The sequence below is a fragment of the Luteimonas qiangzhengi genome (genome assembly GCF_039548515.1).
GTDB lineage: Bacteria > Pseudomonadota > Gammaproteobacteria > Xanthomonadales > Xanthomonadaceae > Luteimonas.
This window is the reverse complement of record NZ_JBCLVE010000012.1, coordinates 42,247-55,528: the sequence shown is the minus strand read 5'-3', so window position 1 is coordinate 55,528 and position 13,282 is coordinate 42,247. Positions and strand designations below refer to the sequence as shown.

17 protein-coding genes are annotated in these 13,282 nt (G+C 66.0%); 11 read left to right on the top strand and 6 right to left on the bottom strand.

Annotation, left to right across the window (positions count from 1 at the left end):
• Positions 1–63: 63 nt before the first annotated feature.
• Positions 64–2,190 carry a M13 family metallopeptidase gene (locus WCE59_RS10735; RefSeq protein WP_343258763.1) on the bottom strand — a complete coding sequence of 709 codons (2,127 nt, stop codon included), beginning with the start codon at positions 2,188–2,190 and terminating at the stop codon, positions 64–66.
• Between the two features lie 407 nt (positions 2,191–2,597).
• On the opposite strand from WCE59_RS10735, the gene WCE59_RS10730 reads away from it, so the two are divergent.
• Positions 2,598–2,858 (top strand): hypothetical protein, encoded by a 261-nt coding sequence (locus tag WCE59_RS10730; protein ID WP_343258762.1) that lies wholly within the window; start codon positions 2,598–2,600, stop codon positions 2,856–2,858.
• Position 2,859: 1 nt separating this feature from the next.
• Here the strand turns inward: WCE59_RS10730 and WCE59_RS10725 are convergent, their stop codons facing one another.
• On the bottom strand, positions 2,860–3,099 hold the full coding sequence (locus tag WCE59_RS10725) for a hypothetical protein (protein ID WP_343258761.1): 240 nt from the start codon (positions 3,097–3,099) through the stop codon (positions 2,860–2,862).
• Between the two features lie 207 nt (positions 3,100–3,306).
• Here WCE59_RS10725 and WCE59_RS10720 point away from each other — a divergent pair, with 207 nt between their 5' ends.
• Entirely contained in the window at positions 3,307–3,513 is a 207-nt protein-coding gene (locus WCE59_RS10720) for a DUF6522 family protein (protein WP_343258760.1), read from the top strand.
• Between the two features lie 7 nt (positions 3,514–3,520).
• Here WCE59_RS10720 and WCE59_RS10715 read toward each other — a convergent pair whose 3' ends face one another.
• A complete protein-coding gene (locus WCE59_RS10715) occupies positions 3,521–4,411 on the bottom strand; it encodes an acyltransferase (RefSeq protein WP_343258759.1) in 891 nt (296 codons plus the stop codon).
• Positions 4,412–4,520: 109 nt separating this feature from the next.
• Here WCE59_RS10715 and WCE59_RS10710 point away from each other — a divergent pair, with 109 nt between their 5' ends.
• The 3 genes from WCE59_RS10710 (at position 4,521) to WCE59_RS10700 (ending at position 5,778) form a co-directional block, all read left to right on the top strand.
• Entirely contained in the window at positions 4,521–4,664 is a 144-nt protein-coding gene (locus tag WCE59_RS10710; protein ID WP_343258758.1) for a hypothetical protein, read from the top strand.
• 135 nt (positions 4,665–4,799) lie between these two features.
• A complete protein-coding gene (locus WCE59_RS10705) occupies positions 4,800–5,471 on the top strand; it encodes a class I SAM-dependent methyltransferase (protein WP_449284150.1) in 672 nt (223 codons plus the stop codon).
• The gene (locus WCE59_RS10700) at positions 5,458–5,778 is read left to right on the top strand and encodes a YkgJ family cysteine cluster protein (RefSeq protein ID WP_343258848.1); all 321 of its coding nucleotides are present in this window, start codon (positions 5,458–5,460) and stop codon (positions 5,776–5,778) included. Before WCE59_RS10705 ends, WCE59_RS10700 begins: the two co-directional genes overlap by 14 nt.
• A 10-nt stretch (positions 5,779–5,788) precedes the next feature.
• Here the strand turns inward: WCE59_RS10700 and WCE59_RS10695 are convergent, their stop codons facing one another.
• On the bottom strand, positions 5,789–6,085 hold the full coding sequence (locus tag WCE59_RS10695; RefSeq protein WP_343258756.1) for a DUF2249 domain-containing protein: 297 nt from the start codon (positions 6,083–6,085) through the stop codon (positions 5,789–5,791).
• 162 nt (positions 6,086–6,247) lie between these two features.
• Between WCE59_RS10695 and WCE59_RS10690 the strand changes: the two genes are divergently transcribed.
• The 4 genes from WCE59_RS10690 (at position 6,248) to WCE59_RS10675 (ending at position 10,417) form a co-directional block, all read left to right on the top strand.
• Positions 6,248–7,198, top strand: coding sequence for a PLP-dependent cysteine synthase family protein (locus WCE59_RS10690; protein WP_343258755.1), 951 nt, complete (start codon positions 6,248–6,250; stop codon positions 7,196–7,198).
• An 83-nt stretch (positions 7,199–7,281) separates the two neighbouring features.
• Positions 7,282–8,139, top strand: coding sequence for an N-formylglutamate amidohydrolase (locus WCE59_RS10685; protein ID WP_343258754.1), 858 nt, complete (start codon positions 7,282–7,284; stop codon positions 8,137–8,139).
• Positions 8,136–9,359: a flavohemoglobin expression-modulating QEGLA motif protein gene (locus tag WCE59_RS10680; RefSeq protein ID WP_343258753.1), complete on the top strand. Its 1,224-nt coding sequence runs from the start codon at positions 8,136–8,138 to the stop codon at positions 9,357–9,359. Before WCE59_RS10685 ends, WCE59_RS10680 begins: the two co-directional genes overlap by 4 nt.
• Complete coding sequence (locus tag WCE59_RS10675; RefSeq protein ID WP_343258752.1) at positions 9,356–10,417, top strand: ATP-grasp domain-containing protein; 1,062 nt, start codon at positions 9,356–9,358, stop codon at positions 10,415–10,417. The genes WCE59_RS10680 and WCE59_RS10675 overlap by 4 nt, the downstream gene beginning before the upstream one ends.
• On the opposite strand, the gene WCE59_RS10670 is transcribed toward WCE59_RS10675, so the two are convergent.
• The gene (locus WCE59_RS10670; RefSeq protein WP_449284147.1) at positions 10,414–11,409 is read right to left on the bottom strand and encodes an NAD(P)H-quinone oxidoreductase; all 996 of its coding nucleotides are present in this window, start codon (positions 11,407–11,409) and stop codon (positions 10,414–10,416) included. The genes WCE59_RS10675 and WCE59_RS10670 overlap by 4 nt on opposite strands.
• A gap of 312 nt (positions 11,410–11,721) precedes the next feature.
• Here WCE59_RS10670 and WCE59_RS10665 point away from each other — a divergent pair, with 312 nt between their 5' ends.
• Together WCE59_RS10665 and WCE59_RS10660 are read left to right on the top strand one after the other, a co-directional pair.
• Complete coding sequence (locus WCE59_RS10665; protein WP_343258750.1) at positions 11,722–12,117, top strand: MbcA/ParS/Xre antitoxin family protein; 396 nt, start codon at positions 11,722–11,724, stop codon at positions 12,115–12,117.
• Entirely contained in the window at positions 12,114–12,803 is a 690-nt protein-coding gene (locus tag WCE59_RS10660; protein WP_343258749.1) for an RES family NAD+ phosphorylase, read from the top strand. Before WCE59_RS10665 ends, WCE59_RS10660 begins: the two co-directional genes overlap by 4 nt.
• Positions 12,804–12,831: 28 nt before the next feature.
• Here the strand turns inward: WCE59_RS10660 and WCE59_RS10655 are convergent, their stop codons facing one another.
• Complete coding sequence (locus WCE59_RS10655) at positions 12,832–13,257, bottom strand: DUF4920 domain-containing protein (protein ID WP_343258748.1); 426 nt, start codon at positions 13,255–13,257, stop codon at positions 12,832–12,834.
• Positions 13,258–13,282 lie beyond the last annotated feature (25 nt).

Here is a 13,282-nt window from a genome sequence, read left to right as displayed (position 1 = left end):
GGAGCATGACGAAAAAGGGCGGCCACTGGCCGCCCTTTTTCTTTCAACACATGACGCGGTGGATCACCAGATCCGCACGCGATCTTCCGGGGCGATGTACAGCGCATCGCCTTCGGTCACGTTGAACGCGTCGTACCACGCATCGATATTGCGCAGCGGAGCGAACGCACGGATGTGACCCGGCGAGTGGGTGCCGTTGACCAGCTGCTGGCGCAGCGCATCGTCACGCCACAGGATCCGCCACACCTGGGACCAGCCCATGAAGAAGCGCTGCTCGCCGGTGAAGCCGTCCAGCACCGGGGCTTCCTCGCCATCCAGCGAACGACGATAGGCTTCCAGCGCAATGGTCAGGCCACCCAGGTCGCCGATGTTCTCACCCATCGCGGTGCGGCTGTTGATGTGCATGCCAGGCAGCTGCGGGAACTCGTACGACTCGTACTGTGCGCCCAGCTTCGCGGCCTGCTCTTCGAACTTGGCAGCGTCCTCGGCGGTCCACCAGTCACGCAGCAGGCCCTTGCCATCGGACTTGCGGCCCTGGTCGTCGAAACCGTGGATGATCTCGTGCCCGATCACGCCGCCGATGGCGCCGTAGTTCACTGCCGGATCTGCTTCCGGATCGAAGAACGGCGGCTGCAGGATGGCGGCCGGGAACACAATCTCGTTCTTGACCGAGTTGTAGTACGCGTTCACGGTCTGCGGGGTCATGCCCCACTCGGCCTTGTCCACCGGCTGGCCGATGCGGGCGCGACGGTAGTCCCACTCGAACCGCGCCGCACGCGCAGCGTTGCCGAAGGTGTCGCCGTTCACCACTTCCAGGCCGCTGTAATCGCGCCACTCGTCGGGGTGACCGATCTTCAGGCCGAAGTTCTGCAGCTTGGCATGGGCCTCGGTCTTGGTCTCATCGCCCATCCACTCCAGCGCATCCAGGCGCGCGCCCATGGCCGCCTTCACGTTGGCAACCAGCTCATCCATCTTGGCCTTGGCGTCGGCCGGGAAATACAGCTGCACGTAGTCACGGCCGATGGCTTCGCCCATCACCGACTCGGCAAACGACACGCCGCGCTTCCAGCGCTCACGCTGCTCCGGCTGGCCGGACAGGAACTTCTCGCGGAACTCGAACTGGGCGTTGACGAAGTCGCTGGAAAGCAGCGACGCGGCGCGGTCCACGGTGTGGAATGCCTGCCAGGCCTTCAGGGTATCCAGATCGGTGTCGGCATAGATCTCCGCCATCTTGGGGATCGCGGTGTTCTGGCGCACCACCGCCTGCGGGGCGTGGCTGACACCGGCCGCGGCGAAGAAACGCTGCCACGGGAAACCCGGCGCCTGTCCGTCGAACTCGCCCAGCTCCATCGGGTTGTAGGTCTTGTCGCGGTCACGGCTTTCGGCGCGGGTCCAGTGCGCTTCGGCGATGCGGGTTTCCATCGCCATGATGGCGTCCGCGCTTGCCTGTGCGTTGTCCCAGCCGGCCAGTTCCAGCAGCTCGGCGATATAGGCCACGTAGCGCTCGCGCTGCGGGGCGAAGTTGTCGCGCAGGTACATTTCGCGATCGCCCAGGCCCAGGCCGGACTGGCTCATGTACAGGGTGTAGTAATCGGGGTTCAGCTGGTCATCGGACACGCCCACGCTGAAGAAGCTGCGGGTGAAGCCGCCATTCTGCGCGCCCATCAGGTGCGCCATTTCTTCCTTGTCGGACACGCTGCGGACCGCGTCCAGGTACGGCTGCAGCGGCTGCGCGCCCACTGCCTCAATCGACGCTTCGTCCATGAAACCGTGATACAGGGCCGCGACCTTGGCGGCGTCGCCGTCGGTGGCCGGATCACCCAGCTTGTAGCTCTCCACCAGCTGGTGCACGCGCGACTCGGACAGGTCGCGCAGGGCCAGGAACGAGCCATAGCTGGAGCGGTCGGACGGGATCTCGGTGCTTTCCGCCCACTTGCCGCTCACATAGGCGAAGAAATCCTCGCCCGGCGACACGTTGGTGTCCATGCCATCGGTATCGATGCCCCAAGTGCCCATGCGCGGCGCGGCAATCGAGTCGGCAGCATTCGCGGCGCCCTGCCCGTCACCGTCCAGGAAACGGACTTGTACGTGGCAGGAGTCGTCCAGGCAGGAACGCGCATCATGCGCGGTGACCGGCGCGGCCAGCGACAGCGCCAGGGTGGTGGCGGCAAACAGCAGGGTCTTCTTCAAAGTGCATTCTCCGGATGGATAACTGGGCCCCCGCAAACTCGGCGGGGCGACAGCCGCCAAGAATACCCGTTGCCCGCCCGGGAAACAGCGCGCCATTGGTCATGGCTTCACACCAGTGCTGGCACACGCTGACCGCCACCAAAAACCGCAGATCACGACCATTTCAGCGCAGTTGACTGCAGAACCAAACATATTCCCGCCAAAAATGCTACGATAACGGGCTGGATCGGGCGGAAGGACTCCCCGTCCAGTCAGCCCCCCGTCGGCCGGTGGCTTTACCCGGACGACTGATCAAGCAACGCCGGCCCGCCGCCGCACCCAGGCCACGGCACACTGCGCACGTAATGCGCGTAGTGCCAGCCGGCTCACAGAACCATGCGCCCGCGCATGTTCCGACAGGAGACGCAATGTCCACGAATGCCAAGCCCCAGACCCGCCAGCCTGCCGCCAGGACCCGCACGCGCAGCTCGGCCAGTAAGAACGACCGCGGGTCGTCGATGACCAGCGAACGCATTGCGGCCGACCTCGCCGCCTTCCGCAAGGACGGCGGCAAGATCGAAGTCCTGGGCACGACCACACAGTTCCAGAACACCAGCCCGATGCGCTCCGCCTCCAAGACCGCACGGACCAAGCAGGCTCCCGCCACGGCCGCCAAGAAGCGCGCCTGAGTCAGCCGCCGCAGCCTCCACAGCACACGGAAGGCTGCTGAACGACACGACCGGGCCGAACTTCCCAGCCGGCCCGGTTCAATACCTCGACCAGCTGCCCCGCTTCAATCCAGGTGGCCAGGCGGATGACTTCCCCGCCGGCGTCAACATCCACCATGGCCGCTGGATCCAGATCCTGCAGCGCAGCTTCGATCACACCCACCTCGGGCATGTCCGGGTCACGGGTGATATGGAATTCCATGCAGCCCTCGCTTTTTCCGCCTGTGGCGGCCCAGTGCCGGGCATTCGCCTTGCGTGCTCCATCTTCACCCCGTCACCGCCGACGCGCCCTGACCTGGGTCAACCGTTGCAGCTGCCCAACACCTGATCCAGGTCAGTGCCCGCTGCCCGCAGGCCGGACACACTGGTCGTCCACCCGGCGACGGAAGCAGGAACAATGTCCAACCCAATGATCGAAATCAGTGGCGCGATGGTGGCCGATGAGCTCGGCCTGGAGCCGGAAGAGTTCCGCCAGCTGATGGACGTCCGCAAAATCAAGACGCTCTGTGAGCGCGGAACGGGCGAAGACGAAGGCCTATTCCGCGCCACCTTCTATCACGGCGACCGCCGCGCCCGCTTCATCGTGGATCGCCACGGTCGGCCTGTCGGCGCTTGACCGCCGTCTAACGGGGTTCCATCAGGCGCTGCATGTCCGCGTCCTTCTCGTCCCACAGGCCGTTCAACCACTGCTGGAATTGGGCGCGGAACGCGCGGTCCTGCTGATAGTTGCCGCCCACCAGTGCAGCCGGGATCGGCCGCTCGCGGACCAGCACGCGCACGTCGGGCACGCGCCCGGCCATCAGGTCGACCATGGTGGGTCGACCACCGGGGTAGGCAATGGACACGTCCAGGATCGCGTGCAGCCCCTCGCCCATCGCATCGAGCACGAAGGCCACCCCGCCTGACCTCGGTTTGAGCAGGTGCCGGTACGGCGCCTCCTGCCGGGCATGCTTTTCAGGCGTGAACCGGGTGCCCTCGACGAAATTCATCATCGATACCGGGATGTCGCGGAACTTGCGGCAGGCCCGCCGCACCGCCTCCGTATCGCGCTTGGCCAGCTCGGGATTGCGCGCGACCTGGCGGTGCGTGTAGCGGCCCATGAAGGGGAAATCCAGCGCCCACCAGGCCAGGCCCAGTACCGGCACCCAGAACAGCTGCCGCTTGAGGAAGAAGCGCAACAACGGGATCCGCCTGTTGAACACCTTCTGCAGTACCAGGATGTCCACCCAGCTCTGATGATTGGCCAGGACCAGATAGTGGCCGTCAACCTGCAGCCCCGGCGGAAGCTCAACCTGGAAGCGGGTCGGTGTGAACCAGCCGATCATCAGGGTGTTGACCCCGATCCAGCTTTCCGCCAATCCGGTCAGGAGCCGGTCGCACATCCGCTTCAGTGCCTTGCCCGGAAGCGCCGCCTTCAGCAACGCCGCGACAAACAGGGGCACCGCGTGCACCAGCGTGTTGATTACAACCAGCGGCAGCACCACGGCCACCCGCAGTCCAATGAACAATGACACCGGCAAATGGCCCCTGTTAAGTCAAGGACGAAGCGTACCAAAACCGGCCACACGGAACGCCCCGGCCCTGCCCGCTACAATGGACATCCATTCAAATCCGAGGATCCCCTTGGCCAAGCCAAACTACTCATTCGAAAAACGTCAGCGCGAACTCGCCAAGAAGAAGAAAAAGGAAGCGAAGTTGGCGAAAAAACAGGGCGATCGCGACACCGAAAGCCCCGCCGACACGCCTGATCCCAGCCAGCCGCAGTAAGACCGGCTGGGAGGAGGCGCGCGAATCGCCCCCAACGGGCTGCGAAATGTCGCGAACGGGCACTTAAAACAGGCGCATCTGCGCGCAGTGCTACCATGGCCGCGGGCTCTCAGCCCCTTTCAAATGGAAGCCAACGTGCCCGGTTACGACACCAAGATCCTCACGGTCCCGATCGGTGACCACTCCTACCAGCTGCGCGTGCTCAGCGACAATCAGCAGTTCTCGGATCCGGACGGCCATGGCGACAGGCTGGGCATCTCGTCCGCTCAGTGGAGCCTGTTCGGCCTGGTCTGGCCGGTGGGACGTCTGCTGGCCGAGGCCATGGACAAGGCGGATATCGGGGGCAAGCGGATTCTGGAGCTGGGCTGTGGAATCGGGCTGTCCAGCCTGGTGCTGCAACGCCGCGGCGCTGAAGTGGTGGCTTCCGATATCCATCCGCTGGCCGAGCCCTTCCTGGCGTACAACTCGGCGCTCAACGAGTTGCCTTCGGTGCACTTCCGCCAGCTGGACTGGGTGGAGCCGCTGCCGAGCCTGGGCAAGTTCGACATGATCATCGCCAGCGACGTGCTCTACGAACAGGAGCACCCCGCGCTGGTGGCCGGCGTCATCGAGCGCCACGCCAACGACCGGGCCGAAGTGGTACTGACCGATGCCCATCGCGGCAACGTCTCCGCGTTCAACCAGGCGATGGCCGCACTGGGCTTCCAGGGCGAAGAAGAAATCCACGAGCTCCAGGACCAGTTCGGCAAGGCCATCCGGGCCCGCCTGCTGCGCTACCGCCGCGAAGCGGCGCCTGGAACGGTCTGAAGCCTTGCCTGATTCGCCCCACTGCAGTGCGTGCGACGCAGTCTGCTGCCGCCTGACCGTGGTGTTGCAGCCGGGCGACAGCGTGCCCGCCCACCTCACCACGCACACCGATGAAGGGCTTCCGGTGATGGCGCGCGACGAGGAAGGCTGGTGCGTGGCCATAGACCCGGCCCGCATGCAGTGCCGGATCTATGACAGCCGCCCCGAGAACTGTCGTCGCTTTGCGATGGCGGGCCCCGACTGCCGCCAGGTGCGCGCCGACTACACGCAGCAAGGCGAACAGGGCATCCCGCTGATCATGTACTGAGCGGGCGGACTCAGGTGCACCCGCCGCAGCAGGTGCTGCCGCCGGACACATGCACATCCGCCACGCCGAAGTCGATGACCACCTCGCCCGGCGCCTTCTGCCTGTATTCCACCACCAGCGCCTCGCCGAAGCGTTCTTGCAGCTGCGCGATCAGCGGCAGCGGATCATGGTCGTTGACGAAGCGCATGGCCTCGCCCGGCTGCAGCGCGTCCATGGCGCCGAAAATCGCCGCATGACGGAAGCGCTTGGCAATGCCGCGCGCGTCAAACGGATGGATCTGAAGGGAGAGCGTATCGATGGCTGCCATGGTGTTCCTGCTGGTTGATGACCCGACCAGCATCGCCCGGCCAGCGCGCCCGGTCCTTGACCTGGGTCATCCGGCCTGCACTTGGTGGCGCGGATAATGTGACCGGGCTCCCGCGCAGCCAGCCCGGCCGCCCCCATCCCCTGCCCTGCAAGGAGCCATGCCATGCCTGTCCGATATACCGGAGTTTCCCGTTCCATCCTCGACGCCGTCCATGACACCCCACTGCTGGAGCTCGAGGAAGGCATCTTCGCCAAGTGCGAATTCCTCAACCCCTCCGGCTCGATCAAGGCGCGTATCGCCACCTACATCATCGAGCGTGCCGAGAAGGAAGGCCTGCTCAAGCCCGGCGACACCATCGTCGAGGCCACCAGCGGCAACACCGGCAACGCGTTCTCCATGGTGGCCGCGGTCAAGGGCTACCGGATGATCGTGGTCATGCCGGAAGGGCTGACCAGCGAGCGCGTGGCGATCTCGCGCGCCTATGGCGCCGAAGTGCTGCTGAGCGGCAACTTTCACGTCAACGAGGCGCTGGACCGCGCGCGCGAGCTGGGCCAGCAGCCGGGGTTCTTCTTTCCGGGGCAGTTCGAGTCGGAGTGGAACGTGCAGGAGAACCGGGAGATCCTGGGCCCGGAGATCCTCGCCCAGCTGCCGGAGGGGCGCACGCCCGATGCGTTCGTTCACGGCGTTGGCACCGGCGGCACGTTGATTGGCGTCGGCCAGGCTTTCAAGGTTGCCAACCCCGGCGTGCACCTGTTCGCCATGGAGCCGTCGGAATCACGCACCCTGCTGTGCGGTGAAGTGGACCTGCACGGCATCGAAGGCATCTCCGACGGGTTCGTGCCCGGGATCTTCGCCCGCCACCGGGACCTGGTCAGCGACTTCCTCAGCGTTTCGAGTACGGACGCGGTGGCTGAAATGCGCAAGCTGGCCAGCACCCGCGGTCTGCTGTGCGGACCCAGCTCCGGTGCGCACGTGATCGCAGCCCGGCGCATCCGCGAACAGTTCCCCGAGCTGAAGACGGTCGTGACGGTGCTGGCTGACAAGGGCGAGAAGTACCTGCACGATTTCTACATGCAGCAGCAGGGCGAGCCGGAATCCCCACCGCTGCACTGATCCTGCGCTGGTAACTGAACGCGCGGCGCGCAGTGCGCCGCGCCTACACGGATCGATCATGATGCGGCTGACAACATCGCCGCATGACCCAGATTCAGGATCACGCGCCAAGCGCAGCGTATTTCACTGCCGGCAAGCTTCCCATCCCCTCCGCCCGGGCGCGTGAGTGGGACATCACCGTCGGGGATGGGCCGGTGATTGCCACTGCCATCCACGACGGCCACGGCCTGCGGCCCTCTCTGCGCCCGCTGGTGGCCTTGCCAGCCGACGAGCGGATGCGCGAGGAGGATCCGCTTACCGGCATGTTTACCGAGGTGGGCGACGTCCGCATCCAGGTGCCGACGTCGCGTTTCGAGACCGACCTCAACCGGCCGCGGGAAGGCGCTGTTTACGCACGGCCCGAAGACTGCTGGGGGCTGGAAGTCTGGCGCGCGCCCATGCCGGAGCAGGAAATCGAAAGCTCGCTGGCCGCCTGGGACCGCTTCTACACCATGTTCGCCGAACTGGTAGAGCGGATGCTTGAGCGCTGGAATGCGCTGCTGCTGATTGATCTGCACAGCTACAACCACCGCCGCGATGGCGCCGATGCAGCGCCTGCTGCCCAACAGGACAACCCTGATATCGAGCTCGGCATCACCACCGCCGACCCGGACCGCTGGGGCAGCGTGGTGACGCAGTTTTCCCAAGCGCTGCGCGTACATCCGGTCAACGGACGCAAGCCCGACGTGCGCGCCAACGTGCGCTTTCCCACCGGCGGCCATTTTCCAGAATGGGTGTACTCGCGCTGGGGTTCACGGGTGTGCACGATCTCCCCGGAGTTCAAGAAAATCTTCATGGACGAATGGACCGGCCAGGCCGATATTGCCGCGCTGTATGACCTGCGCGCCAGCCTGCAATCGGCGGTGGATGCCGTGCGCCCCAGCTTCCAGGTCCGCACATGAGCAGCCCGGGTTTGAATCGTGCCGATACCACGCGACCGCTGCCCCCGATAGCCGCCGAGGTGGACAACGTGCTGGCAGCCATCGACGCCGAACTCGATTGGCTGCTCGCCCTGACCCCGCTGGGCACGGACGCGCTCTGGGAGGGCTTCGAAGCCGCTGATCGCACCAGCGTGCCGCCGCTGCGCTATGCCGAACCCATCCTCGACCTTGAAACCATGCGCAAGCGTCTGGGCGAACTGCCGGTCGAAAAAATCGAATCGCCGCTGCTGGCCGGGGTATTGCGCGAAAAGCAGCGCGAGCTTGAACGCATGATTGAACTGGTCCGCCTGCGCGGCACCGACGGGTTCGTGACCGCCAGCATCGACCTGTTCGGCGGCGTGGAAGCAGGACTGCTGGAGCTTGCCGAACAGATCCTGGCCGACGTCGGCCCCAGCGAGCGGCTGACCGCGGACTGCGGCGTGGACACCGTGGTATCCGCGGTTGAAGACGAAGTGGCCTGGTATCGCGAGCGGGCACCCGACTTCACCCTTGAAATCACCGTCGACGCCGATGTCGGCTCGCTGATGATGGTCTCGCACGGCCGCCTGTACCTGGACGCCGACATGCGTCTGCCCTCCGCGCGCGTGCAGCCGCTGGTACAGCATGAAATCGGCACCCACATCGTGACCCGCTACAACGGCCTGCGCCAGCCGATGCGCCAGCTGGCCGTGGGACTGGCCAATTACGACCCGTTGCAGGAAGGCCTCGGCGTGCTGGCCGAATACCTGACCGGCTACCTGCCCGGTGAGCGCCTGCGCGTGCTGGCCGCCCGGGTGGTGGCCGCCAACATGGCCATCCACGGCGAGGACATTCCCGCCGTCTTCGCCCGCCTGCACGACACCCACGGCTTCGCCACCGACGATGCGTTCGACATCGCCGTGCGGGCGCTGCGCGGCGGCGGCCTGACCAAGGACGCGGTGTATCTGCGCGGACTGTGCGACCTGCTCGACCACCTGCGTGCCGGCGGCGAATTCGAACCACTGTTCCGCGGCAAATTCGCCCTGTCGCACCTGGTGGTGCTGGACCAGCTGGCCGAAGCCGGATGGGCCGAGCCGCCCGCGTTGCTGCCGCGCTACGCCTGCGCCGCAGACTTCAACCAGACCCTGGACCGCTGCCGCAACGTTCCCGTGCAGCGCCTCTTCCAATCCCACCCCACCCCGCCGCGGGAGCTGTGTGCATGAGCGACAAACCCCTCAAGCTCGGATTCGTCGTCAACAACGTCGCCACCGAGCAGGACAACTACACCACCATCCGCCTGGCGCGCACCGCGCTCCGGCTTGGCCACAGCGTGGCAATGATTGGCCTGGACGGCTTCATCTACGACGCCAACGACACCGTACGCGCGCTCGCCCACATGCCGCGCATCGACGGATACGCCGACGACGCCGCGCTGCTGGCCGAAATCCAGGGCAACGACTCGGTCATCGAACGTATCAATGTGGAGGAGCTCGACGTACTGATGCTGCGCAGCGATCCGGCCGAAGAAGTCGAGGATCGCCCGTGGGCCTCCAACAGCGCGCTGCTGTTTGCCCAGCTGGTGACCCGGCGCGGAGTCATCGTGGTCAACGATCCCGCCCACCTCACCAACGCCTCCAACAAGACCTATTTCCAGCACTTCCCCGAAGAGGTCCGTCCGGCCACCTGCATCACCTGCAATGCCGATGAGATCAAGTCCTTCATTGCCGCCCACGACGGGCGCGGGGTGATCAAGCCGCTGCAGGGCTCCGGTGGCCAGGGCGTGTTCGTGGTGGATGGCCACAGCGGGGCCAATCTCAACCAGATGATCGAGGCGGTCACCCGTGACGGGTACGCCATCGCCCAGGAGTACCTGCCCCGCGCCGCGGACGGCGACCTGCGCCTGATCACCCTCAACGGCCATCCGCTGAAAGTGGATGGACAGTACGCCTGCATCCGCCGCTACAACGACAGTGGCGACGCGCGCAGCAACATCAGCGCCGGCGGGAAGTTCGAACTGGTGACGCCGGATGCGGACGCACTGCGCGCGGCGGAAATCGTGGCCCCCAAGCTGATCCGCGACGGCATGTATTTCGCCGGCCTGGACATCGTTGGCGACAAGCTCATGGAAGTGAACGTGGACACGCCGGGCGGGATCAACATGGCCGACGACCTGGCCGGGGTCGATTTCAGCGGCCACATCATCGCCGACCTGGCTCGCAAGGTGCGCCTGCGTCGCCAGTACAACGGCACGCTGACCAATCTCGAACTTGCCATGCTCTAGGAGGCAACCATTCCATCTTGTGTCACCAGCATCACCTTGCCGGTGTGCGCACCGCTTTCCAGATACGCGTGTGCGGCGGCCGCTTCCTGCAGCGGGAAGCTCCGGTCCACCACGGCACGCACCCGGCCAGCTTCCACCCACGGCCACACCACGCGCTCCACTTCCACGGCCAACCTTGCTTTGTCGGCGGCGCTGCGCGGGCGCAGCAGCGAGCCGGTGATGACCGCCTGCTTGCGCATTACCGTGAACGCCGGAACCAGCAGATCATTGCCGCCCTGGGCGGCGATATAGACGATCCGGCCACCGGTGTTGAGCGCCTTCAGGGTCGGCTCCAGAAACGGACCGCCCACCATGTCCAGGGCCACGTCCACGCCGCCAGCCTCGCGGGCCACTTCGGCAAAATCCTCATTGGTGCTGTCGACGACAATGTCCGCGCCAAGCGTCCGCGCCGCGTGCGCTTTGTCCGCACCCCGGCCCGTAGCAATCACTTTGGCGCCCGCGGCCTTGGCCATCTGGATCGCTGCCACGCCAATGCCCGACGTGGCGCCATGCACGAGCAGCGTCTCCCCGGCCTGCAGACGTCCGTGTTCAAACACGTTGGCGTACACGGTGAACAGGGTTTCCGGCAGCGCCGCGGCCTGCAGCAGGTCCAGCCCGGCCGGAACGGGCAGCAAATGGCGGGCGTCCACCGCCACGTATTCCGCATAGCCACCACCGCCCAGCAGCGCGCAGACCCGGTCGCCCACCTGCCAGCGGCCGGCGCCCTGCACTACCTCCCCGGCAACCTCCAGGCCCAGCGTTTCGGAAGCCCCGGGTGGCGGCGCGTAGTTGCCTTCGCGCTGGACGATGTCGGGCCTGTTGACCCCCGCTGCCATTACCCGGATCAGGACTTCCCCCGCCTTCGGCACCGGTCGTGGGGTCTGCACGGGGTGCAGCGCATCGGCTGCTCCCTTCCCGCCGCGGATGGCAATCGCCGTCATCAACTCGTTCATAAGCATCTCCTTCAGCCCACCATCATAGAAGCCCGGCGCCCCCACTGTAGGAGCGCGCCATGCGCGCGAAGCCGCGTGAATTCTGTTTCCTGCAGATCGCCACATCGTTGGGGGCCGGAGGGGCAGAGCCCGTCAGGACTGTCGGCGACATGGACGTCGCCGACAAGCGTACATGGACGTATTCACAGCGTGTCCTGACGGGCTCTGCCCCTCCGGCCCGCCCCCCCAACCCAATCGTCACGCGGCTTCGCGCGCATGGCACGCTCCTACAGAGAATGGACATTAGTCCCGATTGGGACTAATGTATTATTCATGACCCTTTCTGCAACCAGGAGTTCTCCCGCACATGGCCGCGATCTGGCGGGGCCGGCGCTGCGTGCGTTCTTCAATATCACCCGGCTGTGGGGGCTGAGTACGGAGCAGGAGCGTCTGCTGCTCGGCAGCCCCGGCCGCTCCACCTTCTTCCGCTGGAAGCGCGATCTGGATGGGGCCCTGCCCCGCGATTCACTGGAACGCATCAGCTACCTGCTGGGCATCTGGAAGGCACTGCAGGTGCTGTTCGCCGACCCGGCACAGGCCGACGCCTGGGTCAAGCGGGCCAACCAGGCGCCGCTGTTTGGTGGACGCAGCGCGTTGGAGCGGATGCTTGGCGGACAGGTATCGGACCTGTTCGTGGTCCGCCAATACCTGGACGCCCAGCGCGGATGACTACGGCCGCGGTGCCCAGGCGCACGCGGGTGTCCTGGCGGCCCAGCTGGCGCATCGTGCCCAGCCGCTTTCCGCCGGTGGGTCTGTTCGACCGCATCGCCTCGCCGAACGACCTGGACGCCCTGTTCGAACTGGAAGGCATGACCAACCCCCGCCTGCGCCAGGAGCTCGGTGAGCTGTCACTGGTGCCGCCGGAGCGGCGCATCAGCGGCCCCGGCACCACGCCCATCATGGCTGCCTTCACCCATCCCAGCCCGGACGGTTCACGTTTCTCGGATGGCAGCTGGGGCGTGTATTACGCCGCCCGCGAGCAGGAAACCGCGATTGCCGAAACCGTGTTCCATCGCGCCCGGTTTCTGGCGCACACCAGCGAGCCGGCCTGCACGTTGCAGATGCGTTCCTACCTCGCCGACGTGAAAGGGCATTTCCACGACATCCGGCGCGGCTGGCCGGAGCTGCATGATCCGGGCAGCTATGCGGCCAGCCAGGCGGCCGCGCGGCGTTGGCATGCCGCGGGCAGCGACGGCGTCGTCTACGACAGCGTGCGCCGCCCGGGCGGGCAATGCGTGGCGGTGTTCCATCCGGACCTCGTCACCCCGGCCATCCAGGGCCCGCACCTGCACTATCACTGGGACGGCCAGCGCATCTCCCATTACAGCGTGGTGGACGCGGTGGTGGCCCTGTAGGGCCAGTTGTTCTGCAGAGTTCGGCAGCTCAGGAGCTGACGCGCACCCCATCCGCCACGATGCGGTATTCCACCGGCTCCGCAGCCGTACCACTGCCGCTGTCGTCGGTGAAGTGCTCTACCTGCTCGGGACTGAGTTCCTTGCGCTCCAGCACCCCGTGCACCATCGCGCTGCCGGTGGCGTCCTTGGGCAGGAAGAACGCATGGTTGCCGAACATCACCCGGGCCGCCTGGCCCTCGTGTTCCAGCATCATCCAGCAGCCTTTGGTCTGGCAGACCTCGGTGATGCGGCCGCTGAAGCGCTTCGGCTCGCCCGCGTGCTGGTCGAAGCCCGCGATTGCCTCGGACACTGGCACCGCCGGGCCGTCGGTGAAAGGTTCGCCGTAAACAGCCGGGTCCGCCGCCTGGGCGGACAGCGCAACAGCAGCAAACAGGACGGCAGCAAGGACGCGCATGGCAACTCCGTTGGGTTGTGTCAGA